Below are 19,520 nucleotides of genomic sequence, written 5' to 3'. Positions count from 1 at the left end.
CCGTTCCTGTCCGATGGCCTGACGGCCGTCACTAACCGATGGGTGGATAGGCGAGGAAGAACAGGCCCGTTCTCAGGAGTGTGTTCAGCCAGAGGTTGCGGTAGCAGGCCCAGAGGTAGCCGCACAGCAGGCCGATGGGGGTGTAGATGAGCAGGGCCATCCCGAGGTGCTGGACGAACGTGTCGCCGGGCAGGGGGATGAGGACCAGGTAGGGCTGGATGAGCGCGTAGAACAGGGCGAACAACAGGGACGTGGTGATGATCCCCGCCCACCTGCCCCAGAGCAGTTCCAGGCGGGTCTGGACCATGGTCCGGAAGAAGGCCTCCTCGCAGAACGCGGCCGCCAGGAAGACCGCGATCAGCACGACCACGATCACCACCGGCGGCCAGCCGACCCGGAACGGGGCGAGCAGGAGGGCCGTGAACGCGATCGCCAGCAGCACCGGGGCCAGGCCGAGCCAGCGCCAGGGTTCGGTGACCTTCACCGCGATCTCGGACAGGCCGGTACCCTCGCCTCGGAGAATGGTGATCAGGCGGTCGATCGCGATCGCCGGGAGGGCGAGCAAGAAAAGCACCCGCGGGACCAAGGAGATCGGGGCGGTCGTGCTCACGTCCGCTCCAGGGCCGAGGGCGCTGAGTACCCAGTAGAGGCCCGCGATGGCCACGACGCAGGCGGCCAGGCACAAGCCCAACCAGACCAGCTGGCCGTGGACGGGCTGTGTCGTGAGGGCTTGCCTCACCCTGCTGTCGAGTTCACGCCGCCGACCGAAGTACACGGTCAGGAGGCCGGCGAGGACCCCCGCGGTCACCGTCGGCCCCCAGGAGACGAGGAGCCGATACCCCCCGCCGTACATGACGTCCTGCCGTAGCTGTGGGTCGATGGCCAGGGTGAACACGACGAGGAACAGGGCGGTACCGACCGCACCCGAGATCACCATGCTCCGCAGCGTCACCGCCAGCACCCCCTGGTCACAGCCGAACCTCCATCATCACCCAGAGCCGTCCGAAAGGGTGAGTGTGCGTCTGACGTGTGTCGATGCGGGCGAACCGCTCCGAGCTGGCCGTACCGGAAAACCGGTTGCCGCCCTGGAAGGTCTGCTGGAGGCTGGCGGACCATGGACGACTACCACCCCCTGAAGAGTTACGGACCGGGCTCGGCCCAGCAGTACGACAGGCACCAGCGCGGTGACGAGGAGGCCACGGCCGCCTTCCTGGCGGAGTACGCGGGCGCTGGCGGATCGGCGTTGGAGTTCGCGATCGGGACCGGTCGGATCGCGCTTCCGCTCGGGAGGCACGGTGTGCGGGTCGACGGCATCGAGCTCTCACCGGACATGGTGTCCGGACTGCGCGGGAAACCGGAGGGCGCGGACCTGGAGGTGATCGTCGGTGACATGGCGGCCGAGACCACCGGTCGGACCTATCCGCTCGTGTACCTGGTCTACAACACCGTCTACAACATCCTCGGCCAGGACGGCCAGGTGGAGTGCTTCCGCAACGCCGCCCGCCATCTGGACGAGGGCGGGGTGTTCGTGGTCGAGGCGGCCCCGCCCTGGCAGTGGATCAAGGGTGACCAGTTCGTCAACGTCGAGCGCATCACGCCGGGCTCGGTGACCCTCGACGTGAACCAGTACGACCACGTCACGCAGCTGCTCGACGAGAACCACGTGCGGATCGGCGCCGAAGGCATCAGGCTCGCCCCGATCTCCTGCCGCCTGATCTGGCCCTCGGAGATGGACCTCATGGCACGGCTGGCCGGACTACGGCTCCTCGACCGGTGGGGCGGGTGGAACGGTGAGCCGTTCACCGAGCGGAGCCCCATGCACGTCAGTGTCTACGGCCGGGCCTGAACGCCCCGATAAATAATGACTAATGAGTACATTCCACTGACCCATAACTCACAATGATGCGCCTTTCCGGATTGTGTCCGGATGCGGCCACAGCCGAGATGGGCGACAGAAAAGCGATGTAGTACTGGCTTTCAGAGGGGTGACGCGGCTCGCGTTTCCCCTCTGAAACCTGTTCACGGAGAAGATTCGGGCAAGGGATCTCGTATGAACGAAGTAGCCAAACGCTGCGTCGCCGCCGCGCTTCTCGCCGCGGGCCTCACCGCGGGGGCCGCGGGGACGGCGCTCGCCGGCACCCAGATCGGGGGCGGCACCTGGTATCACGGCACCACTTCCAGCAGCGTCTACTCGAACTACTACCACGCGCGCAACTGCCACGGGTCGACCGCGGTGGGCGCCTACACCGACCGCTCCAGGAACACCGCGCCCGGACTCACCTCCTACGCCAGTGCGCCCAAGGCCTGGACCAACAACCAGACCTACTACCGCAGCGGCTGCTAGCGCATTCGGGAAAGGAGTCACCGTGAAAACCCTCAAGCGTATTTCGGTCGCCGGAATCGCGACCGCCGTTCTCACCTTCGCGGCAGCGGGAACCGCCTCGGCCGGGCATTCCTTCGTCGGCGGAGGTGAATGGTTCCGGGGTGTCACCGGAGTCCCCGGAGCGGGCGAGGTCTTCTCCCACTACCGCCACGGCTCCGCCTGCCACGGCGCCACCGCGGTGGGTACGCGCACCGTCCGGGTGAACAGGGACGCCGGGCAGTGGGCGAAAGCCGCCGCGCCGCGCGCCAACGCGAACAACCAGAGCTACTGGCGCAACAGCTGCTAGATCCGGGAGCCCCGTGAAGACCCTCGGCCGCCTCCAGCGCACCTCCACGACAGCCACGACAGCCACGACAGCCACAACCACCGTCATGACCGCACTCGTCACCGCGATCACGACCGTCGTCATCACGGCCGCGGTCATCCTCGGGACCGCCGCGCCCGCCCTCGCCCAGACCTCCCATGTCGGCGGCGGGGTGTGGGAGCGCAGCCTCACCGGCGTCCCGGGGCAGGGTTTCGTCCGCTCGAACTACCACCATCAGAACAAATGCCACGGAGCCACCGCCGTGGGCACCCACACCGAGCGGGTCAGCGCCCCCGCCGGGATCTGGGCCAGGGCCGAGGCCTCGCGAGCCAGGGCCAACAACCAGCAGTACTGGCGTAACAGCTGCTGACCGGCGTCCGTCCGGTGGACCCGTCGGCCAGCCCGCTCCAGGCCCCGGGTCCGCCCCTCCCTGACAGGACCGCACCAGGTGCCGAACCGCACCCTCCGCTTCGCCTACACCGCGTGTGCCGCGTTCGCCGCGCTGCTCGCCTTCCTCCTCGCCGCCACCGCGGAACAGACCGTCCACGTGCTCGAGGACTCCGCCCTGGTCTGGATCACCGAGAACGACGGCACCCACGACACCGACGAGGTCGCGCGTGCCGTACAGGAGGTCGCCGACACGCACGGCACCGCCATCGGCTACAGCGTCCTGGACGTCAACGACCCCTCGTCGCTGGCCCACCTGTACCTGGCGGTCTCCGACCCCGGCTCCCGGTACGCTCGCTGGCTGGACGAGGGCTACCCCTCCTTCGGCCGTGCCTTCACCGTCCGGACCCATCCGATGCCGGAGTTCGGCGACGTCGGCCCCAACGGGTACTACCTGGTGTTCGGCGGCCCCGAAGCCGAGCAGGCCCTGCGCACCGCTCTCGCCGAGCACGGCCTGTTCGAGGCCCCCGGCAGCCAGACCACCCAGCTGTGGCACTTCCTCACCGGCGGCCACCTGCTCCACCTCGTGGCCGTCGCCCTGCTCACCACCGTCACCGCCACCGGCGCGGGCGTGCTGCTCTCCACCCGCGACCACGCCGTCCGGCGTCTGCACGGCCGTTCCTACCCGGGCACCCTCGCCGGGGAACTGGCCGGAGTCCTACGCCTGTGGGCGGTGGCGCTGCCAGTCTCGGCCGCCGCCGTGCTGCTCCTCCTCGGCGGTTACAACGGCTGGAACCAGATCGGCCTCTATACCGGTCTGGCCCTGCTGTTCCTCGCCCTACTCGCCGTCGCGTGCCTGGTCGCGCACGCGCTGTGCCTCGCCCTGGTACACACCACCGAGATCCTGCCCGCGCTCAAAGGGCGCCTGCCCGTGCGCGGCGCCACCGTCGCCGTTCACCTGGTCCGCGTCCCGGTTCTGTTCCTGACGCTGACGCTCCTGGGCAGTGTCGTGACCACCGCCCAGGACGTCCGGGACCAGCGCCTCGGCCTCGAGGTCGTCGAACAGTACGGCCAGACCTCGCGCCCCGCGCTGAGCGCCCACTACGGCTGGGCGGACGAGGGGGCGGTGGACGACGAACTCGGCCCGTGGCTGCGGCAGGCCGACATCGACGGCGACATGGTGCTGGCTGCCCAGCTGCACCCCGCCGAACTCCTTCCGTCCGCACCCGCCGAACCGGACGCGCCCGCCCCGGGAAACCCCACCCCGGGAAACCCCATCCTTCTGGTCAACGACACCTACCTGGCCCAGGAGGAACTCCTCTCCCCCGCCGGGGAACGGTACGGGCCGGACCGGGCCGTGCGCCTCCTCCTGCCCGCCTCGGCCGCGGAGCACGCCGCACCCCTCACCGAAGGGGTGGCCGGGTGGCTCGGCGCCAACAGCGCCCCCGAGAGCGTCTCCGAGGTGGTGGTCCGGCCTGCGGCCGACGGCCAGAACCTGTTCACCTACGGCGCCGGGGAACGTCTCGGCGCGGCCCTGCCCCTGCTGTACGAACCCGTGGTGATCGCCCTGCCCAACGGGGCGGTCCTGTCCGACAGCGGCTACGTGAACCACCTGTCCGGGCGGCAGACGGTCTTCCCCGACCCGGGTGTGGTGGAGGCGTTCCGGACCCGGAACCCGGAGGCGTCCCGCTACATCTCCATGGTCGAGCCCCTCAGCACCAGTGCGCGCACGACCCACGCCCGCACCGTGCACGCGCTGCGCGCCGAACTGTTCAACCTGTTCGGCGCGGGCACCGTGCTCCTACTGACCGCCGTCGCCGCGTGCGTGGTGCACGTGCGCACCCGGGCACAGGAGATCTTCGCCCGCCACCTCAGCGGCTGGAGCTTCCCGGCCACACACCGGAGGCTGCTGACCACCGAGGCGGCCATCGCGGCGGCGTTCGTGGGCTGGACCGCCTGGACCACCACCGAGACCGAACCCGTCCACGCTGCGGGAATCGCCCTGGCCTCGCTCACCCTCACCCTGGGCGCGCTCGCGTACTTCCACCGACGCGTGGTCCGTGAGGGCGCCAGCCAGGCCTGACCCGCCCCGAAGCAGAGAAGCACCGAGGAGCACCGTGATCACCCTGAGGAAACTCACCAAGTCCTTCGGCCCCCGCGTCCTGTGGCGGGACCTCGACCTGACCGTCGAACCCGGCCGCATGCTCGCGCTGGTCGGCGCCAGCGGATCGGGCAAGACCACCCTGCTCAACTGCATGGGTCTGCTGGAGCGGCCCACCTCCGGGCAGGTCCTGTTCCAGGGCACGGACCTCAGCAGCCTGGGTCCGGCGCGCCAACGCCGCTTCCGCCGCGACCACCTGGGCTATCTCTTCCAGGACTACGCCCTGATCGAGAACGCCACGGTCCGGGCCAACCTCGACGTGGCCCGTCGGCGCGGCGCCCGCCCACCAGGCCGCGCCGAGGCCCTCGCCCGCGTCGGCCTGGCCGGTCGGGAGCAGGAGAGGGTCCACCACCTGTCAGGCGGCGAACAGCAGCGCGTGGCCCTGGCCCGACTCATCGTCAAACGGCCGGCGCTGGTGCTGGCCGACGAACCCACCGGTGCCCTGGACAGCGACAACGCCGCCATGGTGGTCGATACGTTGCGCCAGCTGAGCCGTGAGGGCTGCGCGGTGGTGATCGCCACCCACGACCCCGCCGTCCGCGACGCCTGCGACTCCACCCGCGCTCTGGAAGCCCGAGGCCGCCCCGAGGGCCTCGGACGAGCGTGATCTAGTCTCGGCCGGGTGAGGAACACACCACCGCGGAGCGCGGGTGCGACGGCCGACCGGGTGACGCGGGCCGTGACGAGCGCGGTGGAGACCGTCCGCGCGGCGCTGGCCGACGCCCACCGGATCAGGCGTCTGCGCGCCTTCGTCGAGCTCTGGCCGGAGTCGGCGCTGGACCGCGCGGCGGAGGTGGACGCCCGGGTCGCCGACGGGGCCCGTCTGCCGCTGGCCGGGGTTCCGCTCGCGGTGAAGGCCGCGGAGGGGACCGCCTCGCACCAGGCCCAACGCTTGATCGCCGCCGGTGCGGTGCCCATCGGCGCCACGTCGGTGCCGGGGCCGGGAACGCGGTGGAAGACCTGGGGGCACACGGACGAGGGGCCCACGCTCAACCCCTGGCGGGCGGACCGGGTTCCGGGCGGTTCCTCGGCCGGCTCCGCCGTCGCCGTGGCCACCGGAGTGGTGCCGTTGGCGACCGCGAGCGACGGTGCCGGGTCCACCCGCATCCCCGCGGCCTGGTGCGGGGTCCTCGGCTACAAGCCGACCACGGGCCTGCTCCCGGCCCGCGACCGCGCCGGTCTGACGGTCGGCGGGCCGATCGCGCGCACGGTTTCCGACCTCGAGCTGTATCGGAGTACCGTCCTCGGCGGCGCGTCTGCGGCGGCACCCGCCCAAGTGCGCGTCGCATGGTCCCCCGCCCTGGGATTCAACCGGCCGGACCCGGAGGTGGTGGCGGTCGCGGAACGGGCGCTGCGGCACTGGGCCCGGACTTGCGACGTGACGTTGTCGGAGCCCGGGCTCGCGCTCACCGACCCCGCGGAGTCCTGGCTCTCCCGCAGGGACCAGGACTCACCCGCCAGCAGACCCGACGTCGATGGGGACAGCATCTCCGCGCTGGCGGAGCTCTTCGCCGCCGCGGACCTGCTCGCCACACCCGCACTCCGGGCCGGGCGAGGTGATGGGCGTGGGCTTGACCTGGCTGTTCAACCTCACCGGCCACCCGGCCCTGAGCCTTCCCGCGGGGCTCACCCCGGACGGTCTGCCCGTCGGGCTGCACCTGGTCGCGCGGCACCACGAGGACGCCCTGCTCCTGGCCGCGGCCCGATCCGCCGAACAAGCGCTCCCGTCCCTGCCCGAGAACCCCCTCGGCGGTGGGGTTCGCGCGTCGGAGCTGTAGCATCTGAGGCGGATTCTCCCCCTCGTCCGCGTGTTCCCCGGTCCCGGAGAAAGCCGTGCGACGGGGCTGCCCCAGACACGGAAACGGACGGCATGGACGCTGAAGAGACCCAGGTCATGGCCCGGACAGGCCAGTTCACGACCACGGTGACCTGGGAGACCTCGGTCAGAGGCCGGGTGGCCGCCGCGATCGACCGGTTCTCCGGCCCGCTGACCGACCTCGCCGAACGCGACGCCAACGACGGCGACACCCGCATGCTGGTCGCCGACTTCTTCAGCGTCGGCCTGAACTTCAGCAAGTTCCAGGACCTGACCACGGAGTACCGCACCAGCGGGGACTCGATCGACTACGCGATCATCCTGGAGGGCGAGCTCTTCGCCCCGATCGAGGTGCGCCGGATCGGCCAGGACCTGGACCTGCGCAACATCCAGATGGCCCGGCGGCTGGCCGTCGACGAGGGCGCGGACTGGGTCTTCCTCACCAACGGACGGGTCTGGCGGGTCTACCACCTGCGCCCCGACCCCGGCGGCGGCGCGCCCCAGCCGGTGACGGTCGTCGACGTGGACCTGTTGGACGAGGAGGCCTACGAGCGCAACGTGGACGGCCTGTTCCACCTTGACCCGCGAGTCCGTGGAGCACGGCCGGCTGGACGCGCTGCGCCGCTGGCGCGAGGCGGTCGAGCCCGCCCCGCTGGCCGGGGCCCTGCTCAGCGACGAGGTCGTGGCGGCGGTCCGCGGTCGGCTGCGGGACGCCTCCGAGCACCCGGGGCACCCCGGTGAGGACGACGAGATCCGCCGCGTCCTCACCGAGGAGGTCGTCCCCCGCGGGCTGCTCGGCTGAGTCGAACTCCGGCGCGGACCGTTCCGGCGAGCCCAGCACCGGAATCACTCCAGTGGACCGACCCCACGGCTCACTCCAGCGGGACGCTCATGACCCGGTCGTCGTCATCGGCCGGGGAACCCCAGGGGTCGCGGTTGCTCGTGCTCAGCCACAGGGCGTCGCCGTCCGGGGCGGTGACCACCGTGCGCAGACGGCCGAGCTCATCGACGAAGTGGGCCTCGGGCTCACCCACCGTGCCGTCGCCGTTCAACGGGACCTCCCACAGCCGCGCGCCGCGCAGCGAGGCCACGTACAGCGAGTCACCGGCGATGGCCGCCCCGCTGGGCGAGGCCTCGGCGGGTTCCCAGGTGACCAGCGGGTCCGTGTACTCGTCACCGCCGCCCGGGCCCTCCACCTCGGGCCAGCCGTAGTTGTTGCCCGGCTCGATCAGGTTGACCTCGTCCAGGAGGTCCTGGCCGAACTCGGTCGCGTACAGGTTCTCCGCCTCGTCCCAGGCCAGACCCTGTACGTTGCGGTGGCCGTAGCTGTAGGCGTAGTTGTCGAAGGGGTTGTCCGGCGCGGGGTCGCCGGTGGTGGTCATCCGCAGGATCTTCCCGGCCAGGGAGTCGGTGTCCTGGGAGCTGTCCGGGTCCTGGGCGTCCCCCGTGGCCGCGTACAGGTATCCGTCCGGGCCGAACTCGATCCGCCCGCCGTTGTGGGTGTTGGCCGCCGGAATGCCGTCCAGGATCACCTCCGGTTCACCGAGGGAGTCGGCTTCGTCGTCGTACTCCACCCGGCTGACCCGGTTGTCGGATTCGGTCGTGTAGTAGACGTACACGTAGGGCTCCTCCGGGAAGTCCGGGTCCACGGCCAGGCCGAGGAGGCCGCCCTCGCCGCCGTGCGCCACCCCCTCGATCGTGCCCGCCTCCGAGGTCTGCCCGTCCGGAGCCAGGCGGGCGACCACCGCGGAGTCCCGCTGGGCCACCAGCGCGGAACCGTCGGGGAGGAAATCGATCCCCCACGGCACGTCGAATCCGGTGGCCAGGTCCTCGGGCTGGCCCGGGTCGAGGGCTCCGGCCCCGGCCGATCCACTGCCGGGTTCGGTGTTCTCCCCCGGTCCCGCACCGTTGGCCTCGGTGGTCGAACAGGCACTCGCGAGAAGCGCGGCACCCAGGAGGGCGAGGGTTCTGGTGGTGTACGTGTGCGTCCGAGTGTGTGCTGGTGTCCGTTCCATACCCGGACCCTGCCCCGCTCGGCACGCCCGTATCCGCGTCCCGCGCCGCTCGCCCCCACCCTCCGGCCGCTCAGCCGCGATCCGCGCGCGTGCTGTTCTCGTAGCCCTGGTCGACCTCCTCGAAGAGCCGCTCGACGTCGGTGAGCAGGCCGCTGTAGACCGGCCAGTTCTCGTCGTCCCAGCGCTCGCGCATCCTGGTTCGCTCCTCGTCCACCAGGCGCAGTGCGTCCTGGACCCGCCCGCACAACTCCTCGGAGGCGGAGCCGCGTTCGGGCTCCTCGTGGTCGTGCACGGCCCCGAAGATCTCCGAGGCGCGCTCGACCAGCGGGGCGAACTCGCGCAGGAAGGCGTCGTCGGGCCCGGAGTAGCGCGAGCCCCGGCCCGTGGTGGTGCGCAGGGTCCGGACGATGGACTGCACGTGCCGGGAGGCCCGGCTCAGGGCGGCGATCCAGTCCCGGTAGGTGTCCAGGGCCCCGGGGTCGAGATGCTTGCCGGGCACGAGGCGCCGCGGGTTGAGCCGGGTCCGGTCCTCCTGGCGCCGGACCGCCTCCTGCGCGTTGCGGACGGAACCGTCGAACCCGCCGCTGGCCCGCCCCCAGTGGTCCAGGTCCAGGCCCTCACGTCCTTCACGCAGGCCCTCGGCCATCTCACTGGTCAGGGAACGCAGGCCGTCGGCGAGGTCCAGGACCGCGTTCTCGGCGTCCCGGAACCGGATGGCCGGAGCGAACACCGTGTTGGTGGCCAGCGCGCAGACGGCGCCCACGCAGACCATCAGCAGGAGGTAGCCGAGGTCTTCGGGGTTCTCCGCCGTGCCTCCCGCGAGAGCGAAGGCGGCGACCACGGGGAGCTGGGTGCCCTGCGCGCCGAAGAAGCGCGCCTGACCGGCGGCCAGCGCGACCAGGAGCAGCAGGGCGAACGTCCACAGCTGGGCACCGGTCGTGAGCCCGACCAGCCCGGCCAGCAGCGCACCGGCGAAGACCGCCGCGACGTAGCGGCCGGACTGGAGCACCGACCCGTACACGCTCGGCCGGACCACGAGCAGCGCGGTGAAGGGCGCGAAACCGACCTGTGAGGAGGCGCCGAGCAGGGTGCCCACCACCCAGGCCAGGGTCGCGGCCACCGTGCACTTGAGGATGAGGACGACGGTCTCGCGCTCGAAACCCCGCCGCTGGCGGGCACGCCTGAGCCCGTCACGTAGCCTCTCGAACATCCTGGTCCCCCTCCGGACACGCGACGCAGTCGAACGTGCGGCTTTTCCGCTGGACGTGCTGACCTCAGTCCGAGGGGGGCGCCGTGGCCAGGTAGACGGTGTTGGTGGCCGGATGCTCCTGGTAGGGGTTGGGGAAGCTGACCACCTCGGCGCGCACGTCCGTGAAGCACTGGCGCAGCACCTCCGTGTACCCCTCGTCCGGCGGGTCGTTGGACCACAGGGCGAAGACCCCGCCGGGGTGCAGGTGCCCGAGGAGGCGGCGGACCCCGTCGGGCTCGTAGAAGGGCGCGTGCGCGGGGTTGAGCAGGTGGCGGGGGGAGTGGTCGATGTCCACGACCACGGCGTGGAAACGGCGGCCCGGGTCCTGCTGGTCCAGGTCCTCCCCTGCGGCGAGCGCGAAGAAGTCGCCCTGGGCCAGGCGACAGCGGGGGTCCGCGGTGAGCCGCTTCCCCGCCGGGATGAGTTCGGCCTCGTGCCAGGCCACGACCTCGGACAGCGCCTCGACCACCACCAGCGAGCGCACATCGGGGTCTTCGAGCACGGTCAGGGCGGTGTGGCCGAGCCCCAACCCGCCGACCACCACGTCGTAGCCGCCGTCCGGGACGGGGCCGCGGTGGAGTTCGGTGAGGGCGAGTCTGGCCACGTCGATCTCGCCTTGGACGAACAGGCTGGACATGAGGAAGTCGTCGTCGAGTTTGATCTCGTGGACCTCGGCCTTGGCCATCGGGTCCCATCGGACCCGCAGACTGATCACGCCCATGGGCGTCGGCCGCCAGTCGAGTTCCTGGAAACGCAGGTTCACGGTGCCCCCGGTTCAGTGGTCGCGCACAGGTGTGCGCGGTGTCGACACTAGGGCAGCACAGAGCGTGAGCGGGGCCGGAACGCCCCGCGGAGCAAGGCCTATATCCGTTCCTCGATCAGTTCGACCCCGGGCGCCCCCGTCATCGCCTCGGCGGCCTCGGCCCACGGCATCCGTACCGGCATCGGCTGTCTGCCGCGTACCTTCGCCAGTTCCTCGCGGAAACGGAAGAGCACCGCGAAGTCGCGCGGAAAGGCCGACGGATCCGTTCCCAGGAAGGTGCCCACCTTGGTGGCCCGGTCCAACACGGCCTGCCACTGGTCGGCACGGGCGAGCCCGACCGACTCCACACCGTGGGAGAACAACCCCATACGGATCTCCTCGTAGGCCGGGGAACGGTCCAGGTACTCCTCCAGGGCCCGCAGGGAGGGTTCCTTGTTGAACACCGTCCAGAACGGCACCGACCCGCTGCGCAGGGCCCAGTACGGTTCGACGAGCATGAAGGACTCCACCAGCAGCCGGTCCGAGGGCAGGCCGCGCCGTCGGTGCCAGCCGCGGTACATGTCGGCCACCGGCGGGCTGAGCGACTCCGGTTCGTCATGACGCAGCCGTAGCAGTGTCCACCCCTGCTGTTCGGCGAGTTCGCGGAGGTCGTCCATGAGCTCCTCAGCGAAACCCCATTCGGCTTCGGGGCTGTCCCCGTCGGGTTCGGGGGCGACGAAGGACGTGTAGTCGGAGTCGTACGCGCGCAGGTAATCGCGTACCCGCTCACTTCCGTAGCGCAGCTCGTCCAGGGTGGCGCCGCCGAACCCGCCGTGTTGGAACACGTACCGGTCCTCGACCCGGGTCGTGGGCCAGCGCATGGCGCAGTCGGACACCACGAGGGTGCCGCCCGGCTCCAGGGTCCTTCGGAGGTAGGCGCGGTAGGCCTCCGGCAGACGGAGCCACTTGACCCGGAAATAGCACATGCCCGCGACCATGAGCCTGTCCTGGTTGGGGTCGTGCATGTGGTGCAGCCGCCAGTCCGGGTTGGCGCGCAGCAGGTCCTGACCGGTCGAGCGCATCTTCAAGAGGTCCTTCTCCCCGTCCTCCGGGGGGACACCGTGGCGCCGGACCGGTATCAGCAGCGTCTGGGGGATCCAGGGCGCCTCCAGCGCGGCTGCCAAGTGCGTCAGGGCCCCGTTCGCCGAACCGACGAAGGCGACGTCCGCCTGCTTCCTGGGATGGTGGCGCACGATCCACTCGGCGAGTTCGTCGGACCTGACGTCCCTGACACTGTGCGCCTGGATGGCCTCGTACCAGCCCGAGACCGCGTACAACCGCTCCTTAGCGGGCCGGGGGATCCGGTTGACGATCCCGGCCGCCACCGCCAGCGCCCGGGCCGTGGCCTTGGGCGTCTCGCCTCCGGTGGGGGAGTTCTCAGCTGCGTTGTAGGAAGAAAGGGCATTCAACATCGCGGTCGCCGAATCGAACCCGGCGACGACTCGCTGTGGCTTCATGACGCCTCCTCGCGCTCACCGACGAAATCTTGGACCGCGTCCGCGAGCTGTCGGGGACCGGTGGAGCTGAGCGCGTGGTACTGGCCCGGCAGGACCACCAGGCGACCTCGGGGAAGCAGCCGTGTGGCCTCCTCCACCCAAGCCTGGGAACAGACCTTGTCCTGACTCCCCCAGACCACCAGGGCCGGCTGCGACACGTCGGGCAGGACCCGTTCGAGGCGGTGCTTCCTGCTCTGCGCCCAGCTTCGGAGCACACGGCCCGCTCCGGCGTCCCAGTAGTCGGGCACGCTGTAGGACAGCACGTCGGCCCCCTCCAGCATGTTGTTCCAGATCAGGCGTGCTCCGAGCAGGGGCCAGGCCCTGCCCCGGGGGTCGGTGGTGGGTGCGGCCAGGACGACCGACCCCACGTCGTCGGGGGCCAGGGCCGCTGCCTCGGCCACCACCTGGCTTCCCATGGAGACACCGAGGAGGCAGGGCCGGTCCATCTCTCGGGCCCTTGTCCACTCCAGGAGTGCGTCCGCCAGCTCCGGCACCGCCAGGAAACCACCCGGCGACGTGCTCTTGCCGTAGCCCGGGAGGTCGACGCCCCACGCCTCGACCCGGCCGGACAACCGCCTCAGCAGAGGCATCGTCTGTCTGGTGGACACTCCCGCGCCGTGGACGCAGACCACCGGGCCGAGTGGCCCCGGCACCCGCCAGCTGGCCACCTCGCCGAAGGAAATCCTGTCCGTACACCTCTGAGGTTCCATCTCCCCTCCCTGACACAGGTAGGTGATCCGCTGAGGTGGGATTGCACCCCCTACCCATCTGGGCAAAGGCCGAACCCCGGGCACCGCCCGGAAGACGGGCGCGCCCTTCCCCGGCCGGGGTGTCAGGAGCAGCGGACGCGCGGGGACAGCCACGGGAACGGCGGGGGGACTACTTGCGGACCATGACCAGAACGCCGCAGGACCAGCCGAGCAGCGGGAGGCGTTCCCAGCCGGCGCGGGACTCCAGGTTCTCGATGAGGGCCTCCACCGCCAGGCAGTGGTCCTCGGGGGCGCAGGCGCCCGAAGGCTGGCGGGCGAGGTCGTCCACCACGTAGAAACCACCGCGGTCCACCAGGGAGAGCGCCTCGTCCAGGTGGGTGAACTTGCCCGGCCGGGTGTCGGCGAAGACCAGGTCGTAGCCGGGACCGTCGTCGGTGGCGCGCGCGCTGAGCCACTCTCCGCCGTCGGCCTCGAAGATCGTCACCCGCGGGTCGGGCGTGTGGTGGCGCCGGGCCACGCCCAGGCGTTCGGGGTCGTTGTCGAGGGTGTCCAGGCGGGCCTGCGCGTCCATTCCGGCCAGCAGCCAGGCGGTGCCCGCCCCGGTCCCGGTGCCCAGTTCGAGGATCCGGCCGCCGGGTTTGGCCGCGGCGAGCGCGCGCAGGAGCTGCCCGACCGCCTCCTCACAGGACATGCTGAACCCGATTCCCTCGGTGTCGTGCTCGATCGCGTCGAGGGTGACGGGACGCCGACTGTTCTGGGTGGCTGCCACGGTGACCGCTCTCCGCTTCGGTGGGTCGGGGAGTCCAGGCTACGCCGGAGGGGCGCCGTGATCCAGGAGTCTCAGCCCTGGTGAGGCGCGGGGCGATCCGCGGAAAAGAGGCCCCCGGTGGCGGGGGACGGCCACCGGGGTGGTGTGGAGACGGGGGGTGGCTGCCGGAACGGTGCCGTCCTCACCATTCCGGCAGCCCTACCGCTCTTCCCGCACCGGAGAGGGCACCGGAGGAGGAGGCGCGAGCCGTGCGGGGAGAGGGCGGGCACGAAGCCCGAGTGGGATTCTGTCGCTTTCGGGATCCGAGGACCACTGACCAGTCGGTAATTCGACCCGAAAAGGATCACTGTCGTTTCGCCGTGGGTGAGAACAGGGGACTACGCGGCCTCGTAGACCCGGTTCAGGCGTTCCATGTCCACGATCACCACGCTCCGGTACCTGGACAGCAGCAGGCCCTCGGAGCGGAAGCGGCGGATCGCGTTACCGACGGCGTCGGTGCGGGCGCCGATGAGTTTGCCCAGGTCCGTGTGGGAGAGCCGGATCCCCAGGTGGACCCCCTCCTCGGTGGGTACCCCGTGATGCCGGGCCATGTCCACCAGCATCCGGGCCACCCGGGCCTCGACCTCGTAACCCGCGAGCTCGGCCCGCTGGAGGTCCGCGCGCTCCTGGCGCTCACCCATCACGGCGACCATCGCCCGCCAGGCGTCGGGGTGCTCCTCCAGGAAGGAGTCGAAGACCTGGTGCGGGTAGACCCGGACGGTGAGCGGGGCGCACGAGGTGACCGTGGCGGAGGGCCTGGTCCCCCGGAACAAGCTGAGCTCCCCGACCAGGTCGCCCCAACGCCGGATACCGAACATCGCCTCGGTGCCGTTGCGCAGGACGGACGTGACCTTGACGCAGGCGGGGTCAGCCCGCTTGCCGCGCCCGGGCGGGCCCAAGAGCATGACCTGCTCCTCCTCGTCCCCCTGGGAGATGAGGACCCGGTCGGCGGGCAGGTAACGCGGCGGCGCGAGTGCGAGGAGCGCTTCCGCGGTCTGAGGCCCGAGCCTGGACATGAAGCTGCCCTGAGGCCAGTCGGTCATGCGTCCTCCGATCATCCCCACAATGATGCCCGGGTGGTACCCGGTTCCGCCGGAGAAGCACGGGATACGGGAGATCTTGTGACCTTCGGCCAATCTCCCGGGTCAGACCGACGGCTCGGTGGGGAAAAGCTCCAACAGGTCGAGTGCTTTCACTCAGAGGAGTTCTCACGGGTACGCCCGGTGTGTTTCGAAGGACACCGGGGCAGCGTGGAGGACGGCACCGGCGGGTCAACCGATGCGGCTGTCAGGCCATGAGGTCGGCCAGGCCGCGGCCAGGGCGTCTTCAGTGGGTACCGCCCCTCCTCGGAGCAGGCCCTCAAGGGCGGCCAGCTCTTTCGCGAACGGCGTGAGCGCGGGTTGGCTCCGACCGGGATCGCCTGGCCAAGGGTTTTCCGGACAGGGCTGGGAGGGCTGTCACCCGGGCACCGTAGGCTTCCCCCAAACCCCCCGAAAGACAAGGTTCGTATGCGCTTCTTCAGACGCGGCTGGCGGCCCTGGAAGGGTTCGCGGCCTTCCGGACCACCTGTGGCGCCCGCTACCGGGCCGCCCGCGCCCGAGCCGTTGAAGGGGGAGCTGCCCCGGTACTACGACCACGTGGTGCGCATCGGGGTGGAGGTGCAACCACAGGACGAGGCCGCCTTCCTCGGAGCAGTGGCTGGTCAGCCCTGGCAGGTCCAGAGCCTCGGCCAGGGGCGGCACGACGTGCGCGTCCCGGTCTCAGGTGCCGCGCTCGGCTCGACGGGGGCGGCCCTGGCGGAGTTCCACCACGCCCTGAACAGGGCCGGAGCGGGTGTTCGGATCGTTTTCGCGGCCCGTCTGCGCCCACAGCTGTCGCCGTCGCGCCGGTACATGGTGATGCCCCGGGGCTGGATGACCAGGCCGGGGTGGCTCGCGGCCCCCGTCCGGGGGCTGATGGCCTGGCGGTCCCGGGGAACCATCCAGGCGGCCTCCCTCGCTGAGGCGAGATCACGGCTGGCGGACTTCGCGAACCGCAACCCGGAAGCCGGTTCACCGGACGGGCTCACGGTGGTCGGGCCGCCGGACCCTCCCCGTGCCACGAACCCCGGCACGGATCCGGCTCCGGAGGACCTACTGGACGACTGGCGTTTCCTCCTCGCCACCTCGCTCCTGGTCTGCGTCGTGGGCGGATCAGCGATCCTCGGCCTTTACGCCGCCACGTGGCGGTCCGAGGGGAACGTCTTCCCGGTCGCCGCCGCCTCCCTGCTCGCCCTCCCCAGCGGGTTCGGGGTGTGGCAGATGCTGCGGCACATCCCGGAGGGCCGGATCAACACGTGGCTCCCCCTGGGACTGACCACCCTGGGCGTGCCCCTGACGGTTGCCCTGAGCACCTCCAACCAGGACGCCTATCTGGCGGCGTTCGGGATCTCGCCCGGGGACGTGGTGACCAACGGCCCGGGGCGGCTCTTCGCACTGGCCGGCTTCCTGCCGGCGCTGGCCGTCCTCTTCGTCTCCCTGGGGGCGTTCGGGCTCCTCAGGTACTTCCACCTGGGCGGTCGCGGGACGGAGTTCTTTCCACGGCTGATGACGGTACTCGCGGTCTGCCTGTACGGGCTCGCCACCCTGTTCGTGCTCCTCACCACCATGAAGGGGCCATTGGAGCAGGGCGCCCAGGTCGGCGCCGACCACGTCGCCCACTACCGGTCGGAGGGCGGTGCACCACGCGGCCACGTGGGGGTCACCCCGTCCGCTGTGTGCGTCGAACCCCCGGATGACCCGGTCAAACGCATCGGAGCGCCGCTGACCACCGACCGCCCGGTGCTGTACTTCGAGGGGGCGAACGACATCGACCTCCTGTGGGACCGCGAACACGGCCTCACCAAGGTGCCCCGCTTCTCGGTGAGCCTCACCCCGGTCACCGACCTCGACGACGTCTGCCCCAGACCCCGGGGCACCGGCTGAAAGAGCGCAGTCCCCGAGGAAGGACACCTCACCTTCGGGACTCCGCCCGGCCGAGCACAGCACCGGTGACAGCGGGCTCGTCGCACGAGAACCGACCAGGCCGCTGCACCCCGGACTCGGAAGCACCGGACTCGGAGGCACCGGGCTCCCCAGGCCTGCGGGGATCGGCGCGGCGTGTCGCGGCTGGTCATTCGCCCGGACGGAACAGCGGCGGCGAGGTCAGTGGTGGTGTCTGGGGCCGGGCGCCTGTTTCGGTCCCCTGGTAGCAAGATCATCGGGGATACGGGGGTTTCGGAAGCAACGGACAGCCCCCAGACGCGGGTTTCGGGCGCCATCCCCACGACACACGGACCGGCGCGCCGCTTCCGTCGCTGCTGCTGTTCCGTTGCCGGAAATGACCGGCCGCGACACGGCCAAGCGTTGGGCACCGGGGTGGGGAGGGCACCGGCCGAAGGCCGAGGCAGTTGGGCGCCTTAGGCCCCTTTTGGCCCCTTTCGGGGCCCGTCTGCCACCCCGACCACACCTCCCCCGTTTCCCGACAGCCGCCCACCGCCGTCGCAGCGAAGCGGGTCAGGGTGGAGCGCCCTGATTCGGCGAAGCCGCGACGGCGACGACCTTGACGCGCGCAGCGCAGACGGCCACCATCGAGCGGCGGGAAACGGGGGAACCAGAACCGGAACCGGACACAACGCGTGGAGTCCGGGACTCTTGCAGTCGCCTCTGGTGGTCCGCAAGGTGCCGCGAACCTTCGTCAGAGGGCCCGCGGATTCCTTGTAGGGCCGGGGAAAAGCGCGCCGCTACGATGTCCCGCATGACTGCAAACGTGGATGTTCAGGTCACGTTCGACTGCGCTGACCCGGAGCGGGTCGCCCGGTTCTGGTGTGAGGTGTTGGGGTACGTCGTGCCTCCGCCGCCGGAGGGGTTCGCCAGCTGGGACGAGTTCGGTCAGACGCTGCCGCCCGAGCAGCGGAATTCGGCGTTCGCCTGCGAGGACCCCTCGGGCAAACGGCCGCGGTTCTATTTCCAGCGGGTCCCCGAGGGCAAGACCGCCAAGAACCGGCTGCACCTCGACGTGCGGGCCGGGGCGGGGCTGGTCGGGGAGGAGCGCCTCTCCACGCTCCAGGCCGAGCGCAAGCGGCTGGAAGCGCTTGGGGCGACGTGTGTGCGGGTGATGGAAGCCGACGAGATCAACGAGTCGTGCATCGTGATGCAGGACGTCGAGGGCAACGAGTTCTGCCTGGACTGATGATCTGAACCCGAGTGCCTGGTTTCGGGAACCCGGGCGGGGCCGCAGGGGGTTCGGTCCCGCCCGGGTGGGTTCACTCGTCGAGGTGCTTGTCGACCCAGGCGTCCAGTGGCTGGCCCTGGATCGCCGCCGCCATGAGCTCGGGGAAGGCGTCCGGGGTGCAGGCGAAGGCCGGGACTCCCAATTCGGCCAAGGCCGAGGCGTTCTGGCGGTCGTAGAAGGGGGCGCCCTCGTCGGAGAGGGCCAGCAGCACCACCACCTGGACCCCGGCGGACTTCATGGCCGCAACCCGCTTGAGCATCTCCGCGCGCACCCCGCCCTCGTAGAGGTCGCTGATCAGCACGAAGATCGAGTCCTGCGGGCGGTCGATGAGGGTCTGGCTGTAGCGAAGGGCCTTGTTGATGTTGGTGCCGCCGCCCAGCTGAGTGCCGAAGAGGACCTCGACCGGGTCGGTGAGCTGGTCGGTGAGGTCGACGACGGCGGTGTCGAAGACCACCAGGGAGGTCTTCAGGGTGCTCATCGAGGCGAGCACCGCGCCGAAGACGCTGGCGTAGACGACGGAGGAGGCCATGGAACCGCTCTGGTCGATGGCCAGGACGACGTCCTTTTGCACCCCCTGGCTACGGCGGCCGTAGCCGACCAGGGTCTGCGGGATGACCGTGTTGTGCTCGGGCAGGTAGTGCGCCAGGTTGCGGCGGATGGTGGCGTTCCAGTCGATGTCCGCGACCCGGCGGGGGCGGTGGGTGCGTGCGGAGCGGTCGATGGCCCCGCGGACCACCGATCGGGTCTTCTGGGCGACGCGCCTCTCCAGGTCGTCCACGACCTTGCGCACGATGGCGCGGGCGCTCTCCCTGGCCTCGGCGGGCATCACCCGGTTGAGGGAGAGCAGGGTCCCGACGAGGTGCACGTCGGGCTCGACGGCCTCCATCATCTCCGGTTCCAGGAGGAGCTGGTGCAGGCCCAGCCGGTCCATGGCGTCGGACTGCATCACCTGGACGACGGACGACGGGAAGTACTCCCGGATGTCCCCCAGCCAACGGGAGACGCGGGGCGCCGAACCGCTGAGGTCGGCCCCGCGGTCACCTCCGGAGGCCGCCTGGTCGCCCCGGTTGTACAGGGCGGACAGCGCCGAGTCCATGGCTTGGTCGGTGCCGGTCAGGTTCGCGCACCGGGACTCCGA

The 19,520-nt window shown here is 70.8% G+C and carries 18 protein-coding genes and 2 pseudogenes; 11 read left to right on the top strand and 9 right to left on the bottom strand.

Annotation, left to right across the window (positions count from 1 at the left end):
- Positions 1-31: 31 nt before the first annotated feature.
- Positions 32-952, bottom strand: coding sequence for a CPBP family intramembrane glutamic endopeptidase (locus HNR07_RS26260; RefSeq protein ID WP_312893984.1), 921 nt, complete (start codon positions 950-952; stop codon positions 32-34).
- A 162-nt stretch (positions 953-1,114) separates the two neighbouring features.
- Here HNR07_RS26260 and HNR07_RS26255 point away from each other — a divergent pair, with 162 nt between their 5' ends.
- The 9 genes and pseudogenes from HNR07_RS26255 to HNR07_RS35705 all read left to right on the top strand — a co-directional run bounded on the left by HNR07_RS26255 (position 1,115) and on the right by HNR07_RS35705 (position 7,853).
- Positions 1,115-1,846, top strand: a complete 732-nt coding sequence (locus HNR07_RS26255; protein WP_184367351.1) for a class I SAM-dependent DNA methyltransferase — start codon at positions 1,115-1,117, stop codon at positions 1,844-1,846.
- A gap of 204 nt (positions 1,847-2,050) precedes the next feature.
- Positions 2,051-2,344, top strand: coding sequence for a lactococcin 972 family bacteriocin (locus HNR07_RS26250; protein WP_184367347.1), 294 nt, complete (start codon positions 2,051-2,053; stop codon positions 2,342-2,344).
- A gap of 22 nt (positions 2,345-2,366) precedes the next feature.
- Positions 2,367-2,669 (top strand): lactococcin 972 family bacteriocin, encoded by a 303-nt coding sequence (locus HNR07_RS26245; protein ID WP_184367344.1) that lies wholly within the window; start codon positions 2,367-2,369, stop codon positions 2,667-2,669.
- Positions 2,670-2,754: 85 nt separating this feature from the next.
- The gene (locus HNR07_RS26240) at positions 2,755-3,057 is read left to right on the top strand and encodes a lactococcin 972 family bacteriocin (RefSeq protein ID WP_184367341.1); all 303 of its coding nucleotides are present in this window, start codon (positions 2,755-2,757) and stop codon (positions 3,055-3,057) included.
- Positions 3,058-3,135: 78 nt separating this feature from the next.
- A complete protein-coding gene (locus HNR07_RS26235) occupies positions 3,136-5,157 on the top strand; it encodes a hypothetical protein (protein WP_184367338.1) in 2,022 nt (673 codons plus the stop codon).
- Positions 5,158-5,191: 34 nt separating this feature from the next.
- Positions 5,192-5,842, top strand: a complete 651-nt coding sequence (locus tag HNR07_RS26230) for an ABC transporter ATP-binding protein (protein ID WP_184367335.1) — start codon at positions 5,192-5,194, stop codon at positions 5,840-5,842.
- Between the two features lie 15 nt (positions 5,843-5,857).
- A pseudogene (locus HNR07_RS35955) lies at positions 5,858-6,439 on the top strand (amidase family protein); the annotation flags it as partial.
- Positions 6,440-6,800: 361 nt separating this feature from the next.
- Positions 6,801-7,013 (top strand): amidase family protein, encoded by a 213-nt coding sequence (locus tag HNR07_RS35950; protein WP_312894086.1) that lies wholly within the window; start codon positions 6,801-6,803, stop codon positions 7,011-7,013.
- A gap of 92 nt (positions 7,014-7,105) precedes the next feature.
- Positions 7,106-7,853: pseudogene (locus HNR07_RS35705) on the top strand (hypothetical protein).
- Positions 7,854-7,923: 70 nt separating this feature from the next.
- Here the strand turns inward: HNR07_RS35705 and HNR07_RS26215 are convergent.
- The 7 genes from HNR07_RS26215 to HNR07_RS26185 all read right to left on the bottom strand — a co-directional run bounded on the left by HNR07_RS26215 (position 7,924) and on the right by HNR07_RS26185 (position 15,174).
- On the bottom strand, positions 7,924-9,066 hold the full coding sequence (locus tag HNR07_RS26215; RefSeq protein ID WP_184367332.1) for a PQQ-dependent sugar dehydrogenase: 1,143 nt from the start codon (positions 9,064-9,066) through the stop codon (positions 7,924-7,926).
- 70 nt (positions 9,067-9,136) lie between these two features.
- Entirely contained in the window at positions 9,137-10,276 is a 1,140-nt protein-coding gene (locus HNR07_RS26210) for an FUSC family protein (protein WP_184367329.1), read from the bottom strand.
- 64 nt (positions 10,277-10,340) lie between these two features.
- A complete protein-coding gene (locus HNR07_RS26205; RefSeq protein WP_184367326.1) occupies positions 10,341-11,078 on the bottom strand; it encodes a polyamine aminopropyltransferase in 738 nt (245 codons plus the stop codon).
- Positions 11,079-11,176: 98 nt separating this feature from the next.
- A complete protein-coding gene (locus tag HNR07_RS26200) occupies positions 11,177-12,574 on the bottom strand; it encodes a hypothetical protein (protein ID WP_184367324.1) in 1,398 nt (465 codons plus the stop codon).
- Entirely contained in the window at positions 12,571-13,323 is a 753-nt protein-coding gene (locus HNR07_RS26195) for an alpha/beta fold hydrolase (RefSeq protein WP_184367321.1), read from the bottom strand. Before HNR07_RS26195 ends, HNR07_RS26200 begins: the two co-directional genes overlap by 4 nt.
- A gap of 169 nt (positions 13,324-13,492) precedes the next feature.
- Complete coding sequence (locus tag HNR07_RS26190; RefSeq protein WP_184367318.1) at positions 13,493-14,092, bottom strand: O-methyltransferase; 600 nt, start codon at positions 14,090-14,092, stop codon at positions 13,493-13,495.
- 377 nt (positions 14,093-14,469) lie between these two features.
- Entirely contained in the window at positions 14,470-15,174 is a 705-nt protein-coding gene (locus tag HNR07_RS26185; protein WP_184367315.1) for a Crp/Fnr family transcriptional regulator, read from the bottom strand.
- A gap of 525 nt (positions 15,175-15,699) precedes the next feature.
- Here HNR07_RS26185 and HNR07_RS26180 point away from each other — a divergent pair.
- Together HNR07_RS26180 and HNR07_RS26175 are read left to right on the top strand one after the other, a co-directional pair.
- Positions 15,700-17,094: a hypothetical protein gene (locus HNR07_RS26180; protein ID WP_312893983.1), complete on the top strand. Its 1,395-nt coding sequence runs from the start codon at positions 15,700-15,702 to the stop codon at positions 17,092-17,094.
- A gap of 802 nt (positions 17,095-17,896) precedes the next feature.
- On the top strand, positions 17,897-18,340 hold the full coding sequence (locus HNR07_RS26175; RefSeq protein WP_221318941.1) for a VOC family protein: 444 nt from the start codon (positions 17,897-17,899) through the stop codon (positions 18,338-18,340).
- A 73-nt stretch (positions 18,341-18,413) separates the two neighbouring features.
- Here HNR07_RS26175 and HNR07_RS26170 read toward each other — a convergent pair whose 3' ends face one another.
- Complete coding sequence (locus tag HNR07_RS26170) at positions 18,414-19,478, bottom strand: VWA domain-containing protein (RefSeq protein WP_184372707.1); 1,065 nt, start codon at positions 19,476-19,478, stop codon at positions 18,414-18,416.
- Between the last annotated feature and the right edge of the window lie 42 nt (positions 19,479-19,520).

This window comes from Nocardiopsis metallicus (genome assembly GCF_014201115.1).
Classification (GTDB): domain Bacteria; phylum Actinomycetota; class Actinomycetes; order Streptosporangiales; family Streptosporangiaceae; genus Nocardiopsis; species Nocardiopsis metallicus.
This window is presented reverse-complemented; position numbering and strand designations above follow the sequence as displayed.

Coding starts and splice junctions, on each gene's coding strand:
- HNR07_RS26250 (WP_184367347.1), top strand. CDS start 2,051: ATGAACGAAGTAGCCAAACGCTGCGTCGCCGCCGCGCTTCTCGCCGCG.
- HNR07_RS26215 (WP_184367332.1), bottom strand. CDS start 9,066: ATGGAACGGACACCAGCACACACTCGGACGCACACGTACACCACCAGA.
- HNR07_RS26255 (WP_184367351.1), top strand. CDS start 1,115: ATGGACGACTACCACCCCCTGAAGAGTTACGGACCGGGCTCGGCCCAG.
- HNR07_RS26170 (WP_184372707.1), bottom strand. CDS start 19,478: ATGGACTCGGCGCTGTCCGCCCTGTACAACCGGGGCGACCAGGCGGCC.
- HNR07_RS26175 (WP_221318941.1), top strand. CDS start 17,897: ATGTCCCGCATGACTGCAAACGTGGATGTTCAGGTCACGTTCGACTGC.
- HNR07_RS26185 (WP_184367315.1), bottom strand. CDS start 15,174: ATGACCGACTGGCCTCAGGGCAGCTTCATGTCCAGGCTCGGGCCTCAG.
- HNR07_RS26200 (WP_184367324.1), bottom strand. CDS start 12,574: ATGAAGCCACAGCGAGTCGTCGCCGGGTTCGATTCGGCGACCGCGATG.
- HNR07_RS26240 (WP_184367341.1), top strand. CDS start 2,755: ATGACCGCACTCGTCACCGCGATCACGACCGTCGTCATCACGGCCGCG.
- HNR07_RS26210 (WP_184367329.1), bottom strand. CDS start 10,276: ATGTTCGAGAGGCTACGTGACGGGCTCAGGCGTGCCCGCCAGCGGCGG.
- HNR07_RS26195 (WP_184367321.1), bottom strand. CDS start 13,323: ATGGAACCTCAGAGGTGTACGGACAGGATTTCCTTCGGCGAGGTGGCC.